17 protein-coding genes and 1 tRNA gene are annotated in these 18,915 nt (G+C 57.3%); 10 read left to right on the top strand and 8 right to left on the bottom strand.

All coding sequences use genetic code 11. The features are described 5' to 3' along the window. Positions 1–94: 94 nt before the first annotated feature. Complete coding sequence (locus ACK509_RS09710) at positions 95–301, top strand: rubrerythrin-like domain-containing protein (RefSeq protein WP_410766338.1); 207 nt, start codon at positions 95–97, stop codon at positions 299–301. A gap of 15 nt (positions 302–316) precedes the next feature. On the opposite strand, the gene ACK509_RS09705 is transcribed toward ACK509_RS09710, so the two are convergent. Together ACK509_RS09705 and ACK509_RS09700 are read right to left on the bottom strand one after the other, a co-directional pair. Beyond that, positions 317–841: a high-potential iron-sulfur protein gene (locus ACK509_RS09705; protein ID WP_410766337.1), complete on the bottom strand. Its 525-nt coding sequence runs from the start codon at positions 839–841 to the stop codon at positions 317–319. A gap of 70 nt (positions 842–911) precedes the next feature. Next, positions 912–2,012, bottom strand: coding sequence for an aminopeptidase (locus tag ACK509_RS09700; protein ID WP_410766336.1), 1,101 nt, complete (start codon positions 2,010–2,012; stop codon positions 912–914). A gap of 100 nt (positions 2,013–2,112) precedes the next feature. On the opposite strand from ACK509_RS09700, the gene ACK509_RS09695 reads away from it, so the two are divergent. The 8 genes from ACK509_RS09695 to ACK509_RS09660 all read left to right on the top strand — a co-directional run bounded on the left by ACK509_RS09695 (position 2,113) and on the right by ACK509_RS09660 (position 8,865). Continuing rightward, the gene (locus tag ACK509_RS09695) at positions 2,113–2,985 is read left to right on the top strand and encodes a RimK family alpha-L-glutamate ligase (protein WP_410766335.1); all 873 of its coding nucleotides are present in this window, start codon (positions 2,113–2,115) and stop codon (positions 2,983–2,985) included. A gap of 15 nt (positions 2,986–3,000) precedes the next feature. Beyond that, the gene (gene gnd / locus ACK509_RS09690) at positions 3,001–3,936 is read left to right on the top strand and encodes a phosphogluconate dehydrogenase (NAD(+)-dependent, decarboxylating) (protein WP_410767247.1); all 936 of its coding nucleotides are present in this window, start codon (positions 3,001–3,003) and stop codon (positions 3,934–3,936) included. A 106-nt stretch (positions 3,937–4,042) separates the two neighbouring features. Continuing rightward, a complete protein-coding gene (locus tag ACK509_RS09685; RefSeq protein ID WP_410766334.1) occupies positions 4,043–4,627 on the top strand; it encodes a 2Fe-2S iron-sulfur cluster-binding protein in 585 nt (194 codons plus the stop codon). Between the two features lie 223 nt (positions 4,628–4,850). Beyond that, a complete protein-coding gene (locus tag ACK509_RS09680) occupies positions 4,851–6,317 on the top strand; it encodes an MATE family efflux transporter (protein WP_410766333.1) in 1,467 nt (488 codons plus the stop codon). A gap of 53 nt (positions 6,318–6,370) precedes the next feature. After that, positions 6,371–6,443 (top strand) — tRNA-Arg (locus tag ACK509_RS09675). Between the two features lie 308 nt (positions 6,444–6,751). Continuing rightward, positions 6,752–6,976: a hypothetical protein gene (locus tag ACK509_RS09670; RefSeq protein ID WP_410766332.1), complete on the top strand. Its 225-nt coding sequence runs from the start codon at positions 6,752–6,754 to the stop codon at positions 6,974–6,976. 180 nt (positions 6,977–7,156) lie between these two features. After that, positions 7,157–7,585: a hypothetical protein gene (locus ACK509_RS09665; RefSeq protein ID WP_410766331.1), complete on the top strand. Its 429-nt coding sequence runs from the start codon at positions 7,157–7,159 to the stop codon at positions 7,583–7,585. Between the two features lie 644 nt (positions 7,586–8,229). Continuing rightward, a complete protein-coding gene (locus tag ACK509_RS09660) occupies positions 8,230–8,865 on the top strand; it encodes a hypothetical protein (RefSeq protein WP_410766330.1) in 636 nt (211 codons plus the stop codon). A gap of 108 nt (positions 8,866–8,973) precedes the next feature. Here the strand turns inward: ACK509_RS09660 and ACK509_RS09655 are convergent, their stop codons facing one another. The 3 genes from ACK509_RS09655 to ACK509_RS09645 all read right to left on the bottom strand — a co-directional run bounded on the left by ACK509_RS09655 (position 8,974) and on the right by ACK509_RS09645 (position 13,232). Continuing rightward, positions 8,974–10,182 (bottom strand): CBS domain-containing protein, encoded by a 1,209-nt coding sequence (locus ACK509_RS09655; RefSeq protein WP_410766329.1) that lies wholly within the window; start codon positions 10,180–10,182, stop codon positions 8,974–8,976. Positions 10,183–10,809: 627 nt separating this feature from the next. Beyond that, complete coding sequence (locus tag ACK509_RS09650; RefSeq protein ID WP_410767246.1) at positions 10,810–12,618, bottom strand: SLC13 family permease; 1,809 nt, start codon at positions 12,616–12,618, stop codon at positions 10,810–10,812. A 197-nt stretch (positions 12,619–12,815) separates the two neighbouring features. After that, positions 12,816–13,232 carry a cyclic nucleotide-binding/CBS domain-containing protein gene (locus ACK509_RS09645; protein WP_410766328.1) on the bottom strand — a complete coding sequence of 139 codons (417 nt, stop codon included), beginning with the start codon at positions 13,230–13,232 and terminating at the stop codon, positions 12,816–12,818. A 487-nt stretch (positions 13,233–13,719) separates the two neighbouring features. Here ACK509_RS09645 and ACK509_RS09640 point away from each other — a divergent pair, with 487 nt between their 5' ends. Next, positions 13,720–13,914: a cold-shock protein gene (locus ACK509_RS09640; protein ID WP_410766327.1), complete on the top strand. Its 195-nt coding sequence runs from the start codon at positions 13,720–13,722 to the stop codon at positions 13,912–13,914. A gap of 219 nt (positions 13,915–14,133) precedes the next feature. Here ACK509_RS09640 and ACK509_RS09635 read toward each other — a convergent pair whose 3' ends face one another. The 3 genes from ACK509_RS09635 to ACK509_RS09625 all read right to left on the bottom strand — a co-directional run bounded on the left by ACK509_RS09635 (position 14,134) and on the right by ACK509_RS09625 (position 18,710). Continuing rightward, positions 14,134–15,279 (bottom strand): Fic family protein, encoded by a 1,146-nt coding sequence (locus ACK509_RS09635; RefSeq protein WP_410767245.1) that lies wholly within the window; start codon positions 15,277–15,279, stop codon positions 14,134–14,136. Between the two features lie 675 nt (positions 15,280–15,954). Then, positions 15,955–16,398 (bottom strand): hypothetical protein, encoded by a 444-nt coding sequence (locus ACK509_RS09630; protein WP_410766326.1) that lies wholly within the window; start codon positions 16,396–16,398, stop codon positions 15,955–15,957. A gap of 203 nt (positions 16,399–16,601) precedes the next feature. After that, a complete protein-coding gene (locus tag ACK509_RS09625; protein ID WP_410766325.1) occupies positions 16,602–18,710 on the bottom strand; it encodes a DNA cytosine methyltransferase in 2,109 nt (702 codons plus the stop codon). Positions 18,711–18,915: the final 205 nt, after the last annotated feature.

The following is an 18,915-nucleotide window of genomic DNA, read 5'->3' as shown; positions in this document are numbered from 1 at the left end:
GGCTCGAAATGGCCTGAGATGCCAGAATACAAGACTTTCGGCTCTGAAAATGCATGTGTCAAAAGTTAACGTTTGGCAGTGCGTATCCCCTTCTATGACAGCCGATACCAAGAAGAGAGAATCGACCGAATTGGTCGAAGCAGAGACCAGAGAACTCGTCGAACGACCGACCGAAGCCCTCGTCGAACGCGCGTGGTACGAATGTGTCTCGTGTGGCTACCGCTCGGGTCACGGAGTCCACGAACGACTCTGCCCACGGTGCGGTGGGACACTCAAAAACATCGGTGTGGCCCAGGAGTAGTGGGGCGTTGCAGGACTAGTAGACGATTTCGCTTTCGCCTTCTTCCTCTGCTTCTGCTTCCTCGATAGACTCCCAAATGACACACCAGTCGTCCGCCGCGATGTAGCCTTCGACTTTCGCACAGGCTCCGAAGCCATCGCCGTTCTTGTCGGGGATGAACTCTGCGCAGTTCTCACAGCTACTTCCCTCGACGGAGAGGCCTGCTTCGGCGGCGTCGGACGCTTCTTGGAACTGTACGTCTTCTTTCGGGACTAGTTCCTCGACGACCCGCGCTTCTCCCGCTTGGGAGGTGGCAGTTTGGTACTCCTCAGGAACCGGACCGTGTTCGAACTCTTCTTTCGAAACGCCTTCTGGTGGTTGTTCGTGGTCGCGTTCTTCTTGGCCTTCTTGTTCTTCGCGTTCCGTTGTACTCTCAGTGGTGGTCGTCTCGGTCTCCTGTGCGCCGCCATCTCCACCACCCAAACAGCCAGCGATGCTGACGACTGCTCCACTTCCAGCCAGTTGGAGGAATCGTCGCCGTGTCCGCCCAATTCGAGCCATAGTATAACATACCATGGCAGGTCGGATTGGTAGGCGGTTACTTACTAAATCAAAGGTTAGCGATTATGCTCTAGTTTTCGAATCCGTCTTCCCAACGGAACGTCCCATTCCGCTGGATGACCTCGCCGTCGATTTCGATGAACGAGTCCTCGCTCATATCGGTAATCATGTCCTTGTGGACGGCAGACTGGTTGCCTTCTTCGCCGTCTGGGAGACACGAGTCGTAGGCACGGCCAACCGCGAGGTGGATGGTGTCGCCCATCTTCTCGTCGAAGAGGGTGCTGTTCGTAAAGCGGTCGATGCCGCGGTTCATACCGATACCGAGTTCGCCGAGTCGGCGCGCTCCCTCGTCGGTCTCTAAGATACTCTCCAATGCGTCTTCGCCCGCGCCAGCGGAGAAGTCGATGACTTCGCCATCTTCGAATGTGAGATGCACGTTCTCGACGCGAGTTCCGTCAATCGTCATGGGCACGTCGAAGAACACCTCGCCCTCGACGCTCGTCTCGACAGGGGCAGTAAAGACCTCACCCGACGGGAGGTTGTGCGAGTCGTAGGCGACGGAGGCTGCGGAGTTGACGGCAGTTCGACCCTCGATAGACATCGTGAGGTCGGTGTTCTCCTTGACGATGTGAACTTCCGAGCCAGCGTCGAGCGCGTCTTTCATGTTCGCCATCTCGTTGGCGAGTTCCTCCCAATCGCGGAGGATAGCGTTGTAGACGAAGTCGGTGTACTCCTCGTAGGACATGCCCGCCTGCTGGGCGAGTGCGCGCGTCGGGTGAACAGTAGAGACCCAGTCGGTGTCCATACGAGCCTCGCGGAGTTCCATCATCGCGCGGCCGTAAGCTTGCTGCGTCTCCGAGGGGATGTCAGCGGTTGCGGTCGTGTTCCGGGGGGCACTGAGGAACAGTACCGAGTCCGCGTTTTCGAGCAGTGCGAGTTCGTGTTCCGGGAGTTCGAACTCGTCATCGTGTGCGAGAAGGTAGGCTCGTTGGACCTCTTCGGAGGCGTAGGTCGTGGCTACGTTCGCACCGCGCTCGCCCAGCGCGGCCGCGACGGCGACTGCAAGGTCGTGTGCGCCCTCGCCGACCGAGACGACGACGTTGTCACCGGCCTCGATTCGCGCGCTCCACTCGACGAGCACCTCGGCGTGCTCGGAGATTCGTTCGTCCATACGCGCCCGTCGGGTGGGAGCCTAAAAACCTCCGCGACAACGGGGCGAACGACGACGCCGGACCGAAATCTTATCCTTTCGGTCACGCATCGTCCGCGTCGTGACACCTACTATCGCACTCGCCACTGCTGCCCACTTCCCGACACTCGTTGACGACGACGAATCGTTCGTTGCCGCCCTCGAAGCACGGGGGGTGAACGTCGAGCCGACGGTCTGGTCCGACGAATCGGTAGAGTGGGACGACTTCGATGCGATTGTAATTCGGTCGACGTGGGGCTACTACAAGCACGCCGAAGCGTTCACCGCGTGGATAGAGTCGCTGAGCTCGGTGTCCTGTCCGGTGTGGAACCATCCCGAGATGCTCCGATGGAATACCCACAAGTTCTACCTCCGTGACCTCGCCGAACAGGGCATTGCGACGCTTCCGACCGAATACGTCGAGCAAGGGGAGGGTGTATCCCTCGAAGCCGTCTTCGACGAGCGAGAGTGGGACGAACTCATCGTCAAACCCGCGGTGAGTGCGGGCGCATTCGAGACGAAGCGAATCGCACGCAACGAGAGCGAGCGCGAACAGTCGTGGGTCGAGTCACTCAACCGTTCTCACGATTTGTTAATTCAGGAATTCGCACGCGAAATCACGGGGGGCGAGTGGTCCATCATCTTCTTCGGCGACGAGTACAGCCACAGCGTCGTCAAGCAACCCGGCGAGGGCGACTTTCGCGTCCAAGAGAAACACGGCGGGCGCGTCCTCGTCGAAGAACCCGATGAGTCGCTACAATCGCAAGCCAGTGAGGTACTCGATGCGGTCGAAGCCGAGATTGGGGAACGACCGCTCTACGCCCGCATCGACGGCGTGGAGCGCGACGGCGAGTTCTGCCTCCTCGAAGCCGAACTCATCGAACCGGAGCTGTTCTTCAGGGTCGATTCGAGTGCAGGCGAGCAGTTCGCCGACGTGATTCTCGCCGAGTTGTAACTGACGCGGTAAACCATAACCACTACCTCCCCCGCAAGCCGAGTCGCTCGCATGCAACTAGGCGTCATCGGACTCGGACGGATGGGCCAAATCGTCGTGAACCGCGTACTCGATGCGGGCCACGAAGTCGTCGCGTTCGACCTCTCTCCTGAAGCAGTCGCTACGGCCGCTGACTTGGGTGCCGAACCCGCAGACAGCGTCGAAGACCTCGCCGACAAACTCGGCGACGACAAACGAATTTGGCTGATGGTCCCCGCAGGGAACGCAGTGGACGCAACCCTGAACGACCTCGACCCACACCTCGACGCGGACGACGTGGTCGTCGATGGCGGTAACTCGCACTTCGAAGCCTCCGTCCGCCGCGCCGAAGCGTGTTCTGCGGCCTATCTCGACTGCGGAACCTCTGGTGGCCCTGCCGGTGCTGAACTCGGCTTCTCGCTCATGATTGGCGGACCCGAGTGGGCCTACAGCGAGATGACGCCCGTCTTCGACGCCGTCGCAACCGGTCCCGCAGGCCACGACCGAATGGGTCCTGTTGGCTCCGGACACTACGTGAAGATGGTCCACAACGGCGTCGAGTACGTCCTGATGCAGGCCTACGGCGAAGGCTTCGAACTCCTCGCGGAGGGTCGCTACGACCTGGATTTAGAGGCCGTCGCCCGCACGTGGAACAACGGTGCTGTGATTCGGTCGTGGCTCCTCGAACTCTGTGAAGAGGCGTTCCACGAGGAAGGCTCCGACCTCGGCGACGTGGACGACCACATCGCTGGCGGTTCGACGGGCACGTGGACGGTCCAAGAGGCACTCGAACAGGAAGTGCCGGTGCCACTCATCTACCAGTCGCTCGCAGAGCGATTCGGTTCGCGCGCCGACGACCGCTTCTCGCGCCGTCTTGCGAATCGACTTCGCTACGGCTTCGGCCGCCACGAAGTCGCCCGAAAAGACGAATAACGCCGTCAGTGCGGCGAATATAGTGCGTGTGCGGTGAATCGGATGGGCGACGGTGCCCGCCGACATAATCACAATTTCCTTAACCCCTCACTCCAAATCTGCGACTATGTCGTACATCAGCTTGGTGGGTGTCGGGGCTGGAGTGACCCTGACGCTTCTCGCCGTCGCCCTGCACCTCTCGAAAGGGACCGGCTGGGAGTCGACCGCCGACATTTCGCAGGAGGTCCTCGAGCGACGCGCGGCGACCGTTCCGGCAACTGACTTCCCCGAACCGATGAATCGCTCTATCGGCGGGGGTGCCGTCGCTGGCGCAGTTGCGGGCGGCGCAGAAGGCGCAGAACTCGAAGAGGGCGAAGCCGAGGAAGAAGAAGAAAGCCCGGCAGACATGCCCGAAGACGAAATCGAGTACTTCGAAGTCGAATTCGTCAAACAAGGGACGACCATCGAACTCGCGAGCAACGAGACCATCCTCGACCAGGGTGAAGAAGAAGGAATGGACCTCCCCTACGCGTGCCGCCAGGGACAGTGTGTTTCGTGTTCCGCGAAGATTACCGACGGCCCCGCCGAGGAGTACGTCACCCACTTCAAGCAAGAGACACTCTCCGGCGACGAGATGGAGAAAGGATACACGCTCACGTGTGTGGCCTACCCGAAATCCGACTTCTCCATCGAGACCGGCGAAGCACCGTAACGACGCGAACCCACCGCTCGTTTTTCTCTTTCCCACTGGCTGAGTCGCCACACACTCCACTTCTGAATGCCAGGTCTGAACGCTGGGCCGAGTCTGAACGCCGGGATTCGAATTTCACTCGCTACTCGGCGGCCACACTCTCTCCAAATCCCCCGACTGCACGCTGAATTCTGACGACCACTATCGACGCTTTCAAACGGTCGCCGCGTGTTTCACATCGTCAGTGTCTGTCCCCGAAGGAGGTTCGCTGACCGAAGGCGACCTCAAACGTCCGATGTTCGCACTGGCGTGGCCGATTATCGTCACTGAACTCCTCCAGGTGGCGTACAACCTCGCCGACACCGTCTGGCTCGGTCGCCTCTCGACCGACGCCGTCGCCGCGATTAGCCTCGCATTTCCCCTCATCTTTCTGCTCATCTCCGTCGGCGGTGGCTTCACCGTCGCTGGAAGCACACTCGTCGCCCAGTACACTGGCGCAAAAAGCGAAGGCTCGGCGGGAACGGTCGCCGGGCAAACGCTCACGTTCATCACGCTGATTGCGATTACCGTTGGTATCATCGGCTTCTTCGCAACCGACGCGATGCTTGGTGTCCTCCCGAGTTCACCCGCGACCGCAGGTCAAGTCATCCCACTCGCCGGAGACTACATGCGCGTGTTCTTCCTCGGGATGCCCTTCCTCTTCGGCTTCTTCGTCTTCTCGTCGTTGATGCGAGGCTACGGCAACACCCGTGCGCCGATGATTGTGATGTTCATCAGCGTCCTCATCAACGTCGTTATCGACCCGATTTTCATCTTCGGCTTCGACGCCAACCCACTCTTCGAGATGCTCGGCGCACAGGGCCTCGAAGCGAGTTTGTTCGCCGCGACGGGCTTTACTGGCTACGAGGTCGCTGGCGCGGCCTACGCGACGGTCCTCTCCCGTGCAGTCGCCACCTTCATCGGCATCTACATCATCTTCGGAACCTCCGCTGGCCCCGATGTGTCGCTCGCGGACTTCCGCCCGCAACTCGAATTCATCAAGAAAATCATCGACATCGGCGTCCCGAGCGCCATCGAGCAGTCTGCAACGGCACTCGGATTCATCACGCTCACCGCGATGGTCGTTACCTTCGCCCCCGAAGTCGTCGCGGCCTTCGGCCTCGGCAACCGACTCACCTCGCTCGTCTTCCTCCCCGCACTCGGCCTCGGACGCGCGACGAACACGATTGTCGGCCAAAACCTCGGCGCACAGAAACCCGAACGCGCAGAGAGCGCCGTCTGGCTCGCCGCCAAGGTCGGCGCGAGCGTCATGGTCGTGACGGGCGTCCTCGCGTACATCTTCGCCGAGCCGGTCGTCGCCTTCTTCATCTCGACTGGGACGGCCTCCGCGGCGGAGACGATTGACCTCGGCGTGCAGTACGTCCGCATCCGCGCCTTCGAGTTCGGCTTTATCGGCGTGTTGCAGGTGGTCCTCGGTGCATACCGTGGAGCCGGAAATACGAAGACCGCACTCGGGTTCTCGCTCTTCGCGCTCTGGCTCGGGCGTATTCCAATCGTCTACCTGCTCTCGTTCCAGTTCGGCTTCGCCGAAACCGGGATTTGGCTCGGAATGGCCATCGGGCAGATTATCGGTGCGATTGCGGCCACCCTGTGGTTCACCCGCGGGACGTGGAAACAGAGCGTCATCGAGAGCGAACCGAGTACTGCCTAATCGACCGGCGACGGTACGTTTTTACGTCGGTGTCGTGTATCACGTTTCGCTGAGGGCCCGTAGCTCAGTGGACAGAGTGTTTGGTTCCGGACCAAGATGTCGCGGGTTCAAATCCCGTCGGGTCCGTATACTTCTGGAACAGTTTAGAACCAAAGAGAGAGCGCTGTAGCCCTCGAATCGACGGGGTTCCCCACCGGTCGGTTTCGTCACGGAGCATGACGAACTCACTGCAGCCAGAGCGTGGAGATATCGTCCGGATTCAGACCCGTTCAAACTCGGCGACGACCGTGGCTCGTCGTCAACAACGACTCTCATCGGTTCGGCGACCAGCAATACATTGCAGTCGCCATCTCGACGACGGAGTACAGTGACACGACTCCCACTGAAATATGATGGCTGCTATCCTCGTGGAGAACTACATCTGAGTATGTCACGTGGCTTCCTTCGAGAGTGACTCAAAAACCGATTCGTACGCCGCTCGGCGCATTCTGGAGCGAGTATATGATACGATTCGAGAGGAGTCTTCGAGCGGGCGGGAGGACTCAGATGAAACAAGCGAACCCCTCGAGACATTCAAAACGCTCCGAGATGCAGCGAAACGTCCAAGAGTAGGCACGTTGACCATTACCTACGAACAATACGACGACTTCGAGAACTGATCTCGCAGAACACCCGTCACCGAGAGCCGATAAGTCTCAGTCGGCAATCCGCCAACGCCCCCCAAGTTCCTCACGTTCATAATCGCCATATCCGGTGTTGCGTACACCGCCGCTACCGACACACCCACCATTCGTAGACGTTGTACAAACACTCATTCGCCTTGCACTCCTTCTAAAACTATGGCTGAGTTTCCAGATGAGAGACAGCTCGTCCTCCGAGCTCGTTCCCACTTAGAAGAATGGACCAATACGGCTCGAACACAGGCGTACGCTGAACTGTTCGAAAGCGACGACTCAATCCTCACCGAAGAGGAGATTCGCCTCCTCGACGCACTCGATTCTGAACTGGAGCGGCAAGGTGGCGATGGGGTGTGGGGAACTGATCAGTATGGAATCCACACGGCGGGGACCTCAAGTTCGGCTATCTCACTCGGCGTCGTCTGTGTGTACCATCCACAGATCACCAAAGACTCCGTCCTTCGTGGAGCCGACGAACTCGACGATGAGGCCGAAGAGCGACTCAACGCAGCACTCTGGCGATATAGTGAACGGATTGCGACGCTCATCGAAGAGAAGCTCCACGAGTTCATCCGTCAAACACAGAGCTGACGATTCGTCTCGCCACTGTTACCAGACCGCTATCGGTGTACAACTACCGTTTGGTTCGCTCGTGCCCGGGTGCGAGATTTAAATATACGTCTTCCTCGGCTCCACACTCCGGATAGGTGTGCACGAAGTGGAGACTGTCCTCATCGCACTTTTCAATCCGTCACTCCGACTGGGCGCGGGCTTCGCTTCCACACGTTGGACAGCGTTTGGGATGGTCTTGGAGGTATGTACTCATGAAATCGATGAACGACTTCGTTCCATGATGGTATGACCCCATTGTCTGTTGGGTACGACGGCCTCGCTATTAGTTTCCACCTCCTGATTGGTCGTTTGGTCACGGAAGCACGGTCGATCAGCGTTGTTGAACACCTCGAATAGAACTCGATATCGCTTCCTCGGTATCACCGAGTTATTCGCCGAGATTCGTGGTATGGACGTATCTCGATGAATTTCTGTTTAGGAGTGGGGACATTGTGTCCGTCCTGTGAAAACGGACGACAGGGTAAACCGTCTCCCCGGCGTATGTCACGTGGTAGCCGTATGGCCGAATCGGTGACGGCGTTCGTCGATGCAGTCTGTGTCAGCTAGACGGAAGTGGACCACCCGATTGACCGGACGTCAGGTCGACCCACCCTCTGCTCGCTGTGCCCGGTACGCCAGAACCACTAATCATGACTGAGCATGCAAAGAAAACGATAGAAACGCGAACGATCGACGGCGTCGAAGCACTGGTCAACGTAGATCCGGAAGAGATCTTTATCGATCTCCCGGCGTCGAATCCACGGTATATCCGTGTTCAGGAAGGCGATCGCATCCAGGAAGGTGACGTCGGTACTCAGTCAACCGCTGAGATGGCCGGGCCGCTACTCACCCATTGGGTCGTCGAATCGATAACCGAAGAATCCGTGATAGGAAGGGATACCGAGACCAACGAGACACGGGAGTGGGATCGCGAACAGCTGGTTCAGCACCTTGGGCTCGGTGGACTCAGTGCAGAGCTTTCGACGTTCGACCGAGTGAGCATCACCGAACTCGAAGAGTGGCGCGGGAGGCACACCTCCGAAGGTTCTGAGGAGGTCAAGCCGTATGTGGTCGTCATTGCGTACGGTAACAATGGGGGAAAGTTCACACAACTGTATGCGGCAACCGAAGCCGGTGACTGGGGTTCGTTAGAAGTAGTACAGCAGGATTCACACGTCAAGGCGTTCAGTGACGAGCTACGGACACACTTCGACGACGCCGTCCGCGAGGCACTCGAGGTCGAACAGCGGTATCACTAGATTCGCCATTGGTGCAATCAGTCTCTCACAGACTACCTGGAAACCGAGGTACACTGGTCGTCTCTCGATCGACTTCTTGCACCCTTCTCTGTGGGGGAATGGAGTCCGTTACCTACCGAGCCACCAACCGTAGAGGTGCTCTTGCGTCTCAGCGTCGGATTGTTTCTTCGATTGGCCGTACGTCTTCCCCTTGAGGAGTTGGCGTTCGATTGCGTTTGCGGCAAGACGCAGTGCGTGCGTGGCGCCGTAGCCTTCGCCATCGGCCGTGAAGTAGCCGCGGTCGGTGACCAGTCGAATCCGTGCCAACACGAGTGATACGCCCCGACTCTGTTCCTTATGCTCCTGGAGTTCGATACTGGCCTTGATGACGCTCATGTCGCCGTACTTCGAGGTTACACTCTCGATCAACGCGGAGACGTCGTCGTAGTCCATTTCTCCGAGCAGGTCGGGACCGAATACCTGCACAGCGTTCCGGTCTTCACGCTCCCAGGTCAGTGCCTCGATGATATCTGTCTTTGTGATGATACCGACTGGGTCGCCTGTTTCGTCGGCTGTGACGACGAGCGAAGAGATTTCACGTTCGAACATCGTTTCGACGACCTCGTCGAGCGGGGCGCTTCGACTGACCGTCACAACTGCATCGGACATCAGATTGTCCACCGGAAGGTCGAGCATCCGGTCGGAGTCGCCCTCACGGGCACCGAATCCACCGTGGCTTCCCCCAGAGCGTCCGCGGCCACCGAACCTCCCCGGCGATCCACCCTGGCTCTTGCTCCCGCCTCGCGTCGTAAACTCGATAACGTCGTACAGGCTTACCATCCCCACGAGGTCGTCTCCGTCGATAACAGGGAGGTGGGCGATACCGGATTCCCGAAGCATGTTGAGGGCTTTTCCAATTGTCGTCTCGGGGCTCGCGCTGACCAGCTTTGACGAATACGCGTCTTCGACGGCCACAGCATCGAGGAAGGGGCGGACGGACTCAAGGACAGCATCTGCGGTCACCACACCGACGAGCCGGTCGTCATCGAGTACGGGAAGCGTTTTGGCGTCGCTGCCGATCATGAGTCGAGCGACCTCCCGAACGTCCTCTGTGCGTTCGACGGTTGGGACGTGTTGGACCTGTGAGCCGACCTTTGCGGATGGCTGATTGGACGAGGAAGCTAACTGCCGACGGCTGACGACACCACGATACTCGTCACCGTCAGTCACTACGACGCCATCGAGTCCTTGGTTCTCGAATGCGCCGGCAACCTTCGAGAGCGGAGTTCCGATGTCAAACTCGGTGAACTCCGTCGAAAGAATCTCTGAAATATTCATGGGTAACTCTCTGGTGAGAGGGGTGCAGGACGGTTATGCCTGTCCCACCACTGATTATTGAGGTAGAGACGTACAGAGTGCCGTTTTCGTGATAAACGATACTGCGTCGACCGTATGCATTGAGACGACCAGTCTCAACTATTGGTTCGCTATCGCTCGTGGGGTGCCGATCTCACTGGTTCAACACCGGCGACCAGATTGGGACGTTACAGAGTAAACCAGCAGACAACACCCCGATTAAAACAGATTCGTCACACGCGATGACGCATTCCCGTCGGGTCCGTTCGCTTCGCTCACTCCCCCGACGACTTCCCACTCACTAGCGTTCGTGGGAATCCCGTCGGTCCGTCATTTTCTAATCGACAGACAGCATCGACTCGGATTTCTCTATGACGAACCCACGTAGATTTCGTTCGTTTCCAACCCACTAGATTGGAAATATGAATGAGGCAAAGGACAGCGTTCGTCTGACGAACGAAATGAAACCAACCACGAACGGTCGACACTGGTCGTAGAGAGAACCTTGGAATCAGTGTCTCGACATCCCTTGAGGCCAAGTTCACACGATGAAGATGACCGACCTGCACCTCTTCGACGAGTGAATGTGGATCCTCGTCTGTGACTTGTTCACGCGGTCACCCCCCAGAAGAACGCGATTCCGAGGACAGTAACGACCGAGAGCAGCATCTGTAGTGGGGCGCCGACGCGGATGAAATCGGAGAATTTGTACCCGCCGGGTCCGTAGACGAAGAGGTTCGTCTGGTATCCAACCGGCGTCATGAACGCCGTCGAGGCAGCGAACGTCACGGCGATAACGAACGCGAACGCGTTCGCACCAATCGATTGGGCAGCGCTGGCAGCGACGGGAATCATCAACACGACACTCGCGTTGTTGCTGATGACGCTCGTCAACAGACCAGTTGCGACGTAGAACACCCAGAGAACACCGATTACTGGCAAGAACGACGCCGTCGAGGCGACGGCGTCTCCGAGAAGCGCTGCCGCCCCCGTCTGCTGAAGTGCGATACCGAGTGGGATGACGCCTGCGAGGAGGAAGATAACATTCCACTCGACCGACGAATAGAGTTCTGTCGGCTTGAGGACGCCGGAGAAGACCATCGCGACGACGCCGGCGAGCGCCGAGGCGACGATTGGCAGGATGTTCAAGGCAGGCAGTGCGATGACGCCAGCGATGATAGCGACCGCAAACGGAATCTTCTCGCTGCGATAGGTCACCTCGTCGAACTCGTGGGCGACGATGAAGTCCTCGTTCTCGACGAGTCGAGAGAGACTATCCGGAGGTGCCTGCACCAAGAGCGTGTCACCGACACGAATACGGATGTCTTCGAATCGGTCTCGGACGACGTCGCCTCGCGTTCGAAAGGCGAGGACGTTCGCATCGTAGCGCTGTCGGAACGTCGAACTTGCGAGGGTTTCACCGACGAGAAACGACCCCGATGGGATGACGACCTCGACGAGGACTGGTTCTTCCTCACCCGGATGCAGGTCGCCTTCGGTCCGAGGGCCGCCCGATAATTTGACGCCTTCGGCGTCCATGATCTGTTCGAGCGTCTCCCGGTTCGTCCTGAGTCGGAGTGTGTCGTTCTCGCGAATCTCCTTTCGAGCGAGGGGTTCGGAGAAGCGCTCACCGTATCGGATCAGCTGTAAGACGTCGATGTCGAGTTCGTCGTCTCCCAGTGCCTCCTCGACCGTCTGCCCAATCAACGACGAGTTCGCGGGAACGACGACATCGGCGAGGTACTCCTGAAGGGCGTACTCCTCCACGAGGTCCTCGTCGGCCGGGATTCGTTCGGGCAGCAATCGGACGCCGACCGTCATCAGATAGATGGCACCGACCGCGAAGACGAGTACACCGAGTTTGGTGAACTCGAACATCCCGAACGCGTGGAGTCCAAGCCCGGGAGATTCTGCACCGATCTGCGCCGCGATATCGCTCGCGAGGATGTTCGTCGAGGTCCCGATGAGCGTGAGTGTCCCCCCGAGCATCGACGCGAACGACAGCGGCATCAGTAGCTTCGACGGTGAGGTCTTGCCGTTGTGTGCGAGGTCGTTGATGACTGGGACCAGAATCGCGACGACTGGCGTGTTGTTGATGAACCCCGAGACGGGGCCGGTGATGCCGATGGTTGCAGCGAGTTGCTTGCGCCGGTCGGTTCCGGCGAACGACGCCATCTTCCGGCCGATGAGTTGGACGATTCCGGTTCGGTTGATTCCGGTACTGAGGATGAGCATCGCTAGAACGGTGATCGTAGCCGGGTTGGCGAATCCTGAGATGCCCTCCCGCGGAGATATCTGTGTCCACGGTTCCAAAATAATCAGCAACACCATCACCAGAATCGCAGTCACGTCGATGGGAAACCACTCAGTGGCGAACAACACGAGTGCGAGCAGAATAATTGCAAAAACGACGAGCATATCTCCCGTCACGGACGGTGAATCGAGGCTCTGGACCACCAACGAAACTATCGAGAAGGACACGCTAAATAGAGACAGTGGCGCGGGAAAAGCACTGGTATGTACACCGATGGGTTATCGAACATACCAACGCGTGGAAAAAGATGCGACTAGCACTTCGCGAGATCCGACAGAAGTGTTAGACGCTCCGAAGGTCGTTAGTGGTCGGGGACTTCGTTCGGACTCGGAACCGCTCCGTGAGAGACGTACGCCGTCAGGTCCGTTGTCGTGATAACACCGATGACGTCTCCGTTATCGAGAACCGGAACGTGATGGAAGCCGTGTTCGAGCATCAGATCCGCGACGCGACGAATGGGTTCGTTCGCAGTCGTCGTGGTAACGTCCGTACTCATCGACACACCGACAGTCGCATTCGGGTCTGGGGCTCCGTCCGCGATGATGCGAACGAAATCAGTTGCAGTGAGAATCCCTTCGAGTTGCTCTTGGTCGTCGACAACGATAACCGAGCCAATACCGTGTTCGAGCATCAGCCGTCCGGCAGTCCGGAGTGACGTGTCGGTATCCACTGTGTAGACTGGCGAAGACATGAGGCTCCCGACGAAAACATCGTCCATTCAGAGGTAGAACGGGCGTCGGGGTATAAGAGTTCGCACCGCAGGACAGAGCTTGGAGCGGGGTGTGGATTTTTTCGGGGTTGGCGCAGCGGTTTCGATTCAGTAGACCGTCTCTGTTTCGAAGAAGCGCAGAAACGATTCGTTCCCGGAGTGCGGGGCCGACTCCATCGTTTCAATGGCAACAGAGGAGTGATTCTATAACGACATCAACAGGGACACCTACACGACGAGACGCTCACTCATCCCACTACCCCCGACAGACGGGGGAACGTCAATCAAGGACAGAGACGAGCGCAAAACAGGAAGTACGACTTCGTCGGAAGGCTCGGCTCGTTCTGTCGAGGCGGGCGACTATGCTTCCTAGAACCGCCCATACACCCAAATATACAAATTTTTCCCAGGTTAATAGATATTCGTCCAAATAAATCACCTATAATAATATATTTTCGGAAGCCTTAACCGGGTGTTCGGTCTGTCTTTAGTCGTAATGGCAAACGGTAAAGTTGATTTCTTCAACGACTCTGGCGGCTACGGTTTCATCTCGACGGGCGATTCGGACGACGACGTGTTCTTCCACATGGAAGACATCGGCGGCGAAGACCTGACGGAAGGGACGGAAATCGAATTCGACATCGAACAGGCCCCCAAGGGCCCCCGTGCGACCAACGTCGTTCGGAATTAAACGCTGTTCACGCCGTCGCTTGACAGGCGACACTGTGTAACAAGTTTCTCTCACACTCACTCTTCTTCGAGAGCAGCGGCTTTCACAGCGGAGTGTTACTCGAGACACTCTGTGTACAAGGATTCAACTTCGGAGCAGAGGCCCCACAAAGGACTTCTTCAATTTAACAAACGGACTGTCCGTGGTTTCATTCGATACGTCAAACGTGAGTCGGGTCGGTTACTCGAACACGTCGAACACTTCGACCGCTTTGTACTCTTGACCCCACTCTGCACCAGTCACTTCCTCGATGAGGCCAGCGTCTTCGAGATTGTCGATGACGTTGTACGCCGTCCCACGCGATACGTCCAGTTCTCGAATGATGTCTTTCGCTGTGAAGTACGGAACTTCGAGCAATTTGCGGGCGAACCTGTCTGTCGACGTGTTCCCAGCATAGTCCGCCTCGTACTTCGTCTGCAGTTCTTTGAGTGCCCACGTCCGGTCGTACGACTCCTCGGCCTGCGAGCGGAGTGCTTCGAGGAAGAAGTCGATCCACTCGACCCACTCGCCCTGCTCACTCACGGCGCGCATCTTCTCGACGTACTCGACCTTGTGCCGGTTGAAGTAGGCACTCGGGTAGATGTATGGACTCTCGATGTAGCCTTGATCGACCAAGTAGAGGATGATGACGAGTCGGCCGAGACGGCCGTTCCCGTCTGAAAACGGGTGAACCGTCTCGAAGAAATAGTGGATGATTGCGGCATCGATGAGTGGGTGGTACTCGCCGTCCATCCCGACGTACTCGACGAGCGAAGACATGAGACGGTCGAGCGACGACGCTGACGGAGGAATGAACGGGTCGTTGGCTGGATTTGGACTATTGAGCCGGACCATGTGGTCACGGAACTCCCCGACGACGTCGCCTTCGTTACGCACACCGTCGAGGAGCATCTCGTGAAGGTGTTTGAGAAGATTGAGTGTGATTTTCCCACCGCCTTCGACGTGGCCGATACCGTGCAGGAGCGCGTCCTCGTAGTTCAGGGCCTCCCGCAAATCCTTGCTTTGCGGCTCGGCGTCAGCGCTGTCTTCGTGTTTCGTGTGGAACGCGGCGACGTCTTGATAATCGACCTCTGCACCCTCGATTCGAGCCGACTCGACTGCCTCGATTCGGATGAGCGTCGTGTAGAGGACGGCAGCAAAATCGACTGTCGAACTGATGCCATCGACACGACCAATCTGGTAGGCAGCGTCGGCGACGAGGTCGTGTGTCTCGTCAGGAAGTTCGATTTTTGGCTCTGGCGGAAGCGAATCTGGTGAGTAATACGGACGTGGATGATACTCGACGTACTTCCCCGGTGCCTCCTTCGGGAGCTTCTTCGTCCGCATTTTCATGGGATACAATACGATAGCATGTATAATTACTCATATACCAATTGAACAAGCCCGCAAAACGAAGCGCAGCATGTGTAGAGCAACTCCGAGAATTTGAAAAGCGGTCATCGAGGCAAACGTTTGTTAAATGCAGTTTTAAAGGACTGGACAAGTAGTGGTGTTCAACTCACCGCTGTCCACTAGCAGGGAAGACATTTGATAACGAACCGTTCTGTCCGGGAGGCAAATGCTAACGTTCAGATTCCGAACGAACTGAGTGCAAAAATACAGTCTACCGGCCTCATTGAAAATGCGCCATACGGCACCTCAATCGACTGAAGTATAGACCCCATTCGTCCTCCAAACGAAAGCCCGTCGGGTCCGTTCGGCCTTCGGCCTCACTCCCCCGACGACTTCCCACTCGCTTCGCTTGCGGGAATCCCGTCGGATCGGTCATTTTCCGTGACGCTTAGGAACCAACAGACAACGGAAGGCCTCAGACATATTCGGTGTGCTTCAGTCCAGTGATTCGGTCACGTCACGTGACACGGATCGTCGATATCACGCGACCGCCTCTTCAGGAACGACGCGACGAACGACGACAATGACTCCGATGTAGAACATGGGAGAGAAAAGAGTAGATATAATGTCACCTCGAACTGATTGTTCGAATTAACCATCGACAAATAGTCAGTAAAATTTGATAGTGACAGGGCTAGTCGCGTACCGACCCATTACCTGCCCTAGTTCGACGTCAGTCGGGACGTGTTTCTCTATTTCGTTCAACTTGTAGTCGTACCAGTGGACTTCGAAGTCGAAATCGCTGTACTCAGGAGTCCTTCGAACCTCAGCATAGTCTGCATCAGTATCGCTCTCGAGACGAATCACCGCGTCGGTGTCGTTGGTTCGGATGGGGTCCAGTTTGAACTCGGTCACGTAGTACACCTTCGCCTCGCCGACGTGTTGGTGCCGAATGTAGTCGTGTTCAGCGGCGACGATATCGACGTTGTCGAGTACCGCTTGCCTCGACAGAGGCACTCGATTTGTGATATCTTCCACCGTGGCGAACTGATTACCCTCACAGATAGACCGGATGGCTATCTCTATTTTCTGTTGCTCGGCGGTGAGTGCCATGTTGGATGGTGTACCTCCCAATCGTTATCTGTGTTGTTGCACCAGTCGAGGTTTGTCGAGACCAGTGCTGTCGCCAAATCGCGACCACTGGCTCCTGATACGCCGCGAGTTCACCGGCCTCCACGAGCGCTATCACGCCAAGTGGGACACTGCATGGACCCTGCTCAGCTGAGTAACAGCGGTCAAGGTGTTTACTCGACCGGTTACTGACCGCCGTCAGTTTCCATCGCCTGCTTTGAGTTCTCAGCAGACTCCATCTCTCGTGCCTCTTCGTAGAGTCTGTCGAGGTCGACGGTTTCGTCGAAGTGAGAGGTCGAGGTTAAATCAGGGAATGGGTAGGTAAACAGGATATTCTCGTGTCCATTCTCGTCGGTTCCCATCGTCCTATCCGTGGTTGGTGTGCGAATCTCGTACCGCCATCGACGAAGTTGTTGGAACGCATCTACGATCTCGACCGGCGGGCAGCCGACACGCTTGGTCAGCCTCGGAAGCGTCCACTCAGTATTGCTGTTCTCTGCATCGCTCACGAACTCGAGGGTCCGAACGAGTTCTTCCGACTCCGCTACGTCGGTAACAGTGATCGTAGACGAGTAGTCGTCTTTCGTCGTCGAGTAGTGCCCGACGATGTCCACGAGCTTCTCGTATCGCGTCCTGGCAAGGACATCCTGTTTGAGAATATACCAGAGCGGGAACACCTCCTCGAGATTCACACCATCTGCAGCAAGTTCGATACGATTCACACCAAGTGATGCGAGCAGCGAACCGTGGTTTCGCCAGAGAGCCAGTTCGATTCGTCCTTCGGCTTCGTCGGAACCCTCCACTTCGATAGCCAGTGTTTGGCCGTTGATTTTGCTCTCTACGGTGTACGTCTGCGGGTATTCGCTAACACCCTCTGCAGTCTCTGCGGACTCGCTATCGAAATGCGAGTCCGCTGAGAACCCCCAGTGAACCGTTCGATGGTCTTTTTCACCACCATCCGAGTCGCCGTCACCGGTGAAGTTCTCCAAGCCTTTCTGTCCCGCCTCGCGAGCGTTTGCTGGCTCCCACAGACCCAGTTTTTCGAGCTGCATTCGAGCCATCTGCTTGTACTCCTCAGAGCTGGTACGCTTGCGGGATCGGAAGTTCAGCTCGTAACTATCAGGCATCGGTTCGATGCGCGGGGTGCCGTCGAATACCTCGGTATCGAAGAGTTGCGTTGCCTCCTCTTCGTCGAGTTCGTACCCGAACAGTTGATTTCCGATTGCAGTTGCAAGAACGCACGCGATTCGCGGTGGCACCGAGTTTCCAATCTGCTTGACGACGTGTCCGTATCCACCTTCGAGAACGTAATCGTCTGGGAACGATTGCAGTCGCTTGAGTTCGGCCTCGGTGAACTTACGGTTCTCCCAGTGGAACGGACCGGAAGCCGCACCGGGCTGAGCTTTCAGCGTCCGGACTGGCGATTCGGGGTCCGCCTTGTAGAGGTAATCAGAGAACCGAGAGCGCCATCCGAACACGGGGTCGGGATGACCCAACTTCTCGGTGTAAAACGCGTAGTTCAGGCCGGGAGGGATGTCATCGAGCAACGGCGCGTGCTTCGAGGTAATTCGGTAGGTGTCGTCTTCGTTTGCCCCGTTCGAATCGACCTTCTCGAGTGCCTCTCCGGCGGATATCAGATCTGGGCCATCTTCGGAGTCCGGGCCGTGAGTTGGTTTTGGAAACCTGAACGCCGCGGTTGCAGTCTCCTTGTCCTCGTGAACGCCGACGATGAACGTGCGCTCGCGATGCTGCGGGACACCGTAATCTGCGGCATCCAAAGTTCGAGCAGTTCGCGGCTTCTCCACCTCGTAGCCAGCGCCCTGAAACGCCTCGACGATAGGTTCCCAGTCCTCTTCGTTCGAGGTGACACCGTAGACGTTCTCGAAGAGGAACCCTTTCGGCTGCCAGATGTCCAGAAGGTCGACGTAGGCCATGAAGAGTTGTCCCTCTTCGCTGTCAGTGCCAACAGTTCCGCCCGCGCGCCGAGCGGCCGCCGAGAACGGCTGACAGGGCGGTCCACCGATAACGAAGTCAATCTCGTCGGCGAGACTCGAATCGAGTCCGTACTTCTCGTAGTTCCCTTGCTCTAAATCCGCCGCAAATTCGGTCACGTCCTCGTTGAGGATAACCGAACTGGCGTCGACGTACGTTCCTTTGTTCGCATTCAGCGTCTCGATCGCGGTATCGTAAACGTCGAGGTGGAGAACGACCTCGAACGCTGGATGTTCACTGAACCCGATATCGAGCCCTCCCGCTCCCGAGAAGAGGCTGGCAACCTTGATTGGTTCAGACATCGTGGCCACCATTCGGCATTGTCATACGGACTGTGTTCCCCGGACTTATCTCTGTCTTTTGTTCAGGTGTCTAGGAGACAACTAGGAGACATATGCATGCGAAATCGGTGACGGTTATTCGGAGAAGGGGACACGCGAGCGTCCCTATACTATCCAATCGTTGTAGAGTACACCATTATTTAAATACTATTTTGTCTACAGTGTA

The sequence above is a fragment of the Haloferax sp. DFSO60 genome (genome assembly GCF_046557615.1).
Classification (GTDB): domain Archaea; phylum Halobacteriota; class Halobacteria; order Halobacteriales; family Haloferacaceae; genus Haloferax.
This window is presented reverse-complemented; position numbering and strand designations above follow the sequence as displayed.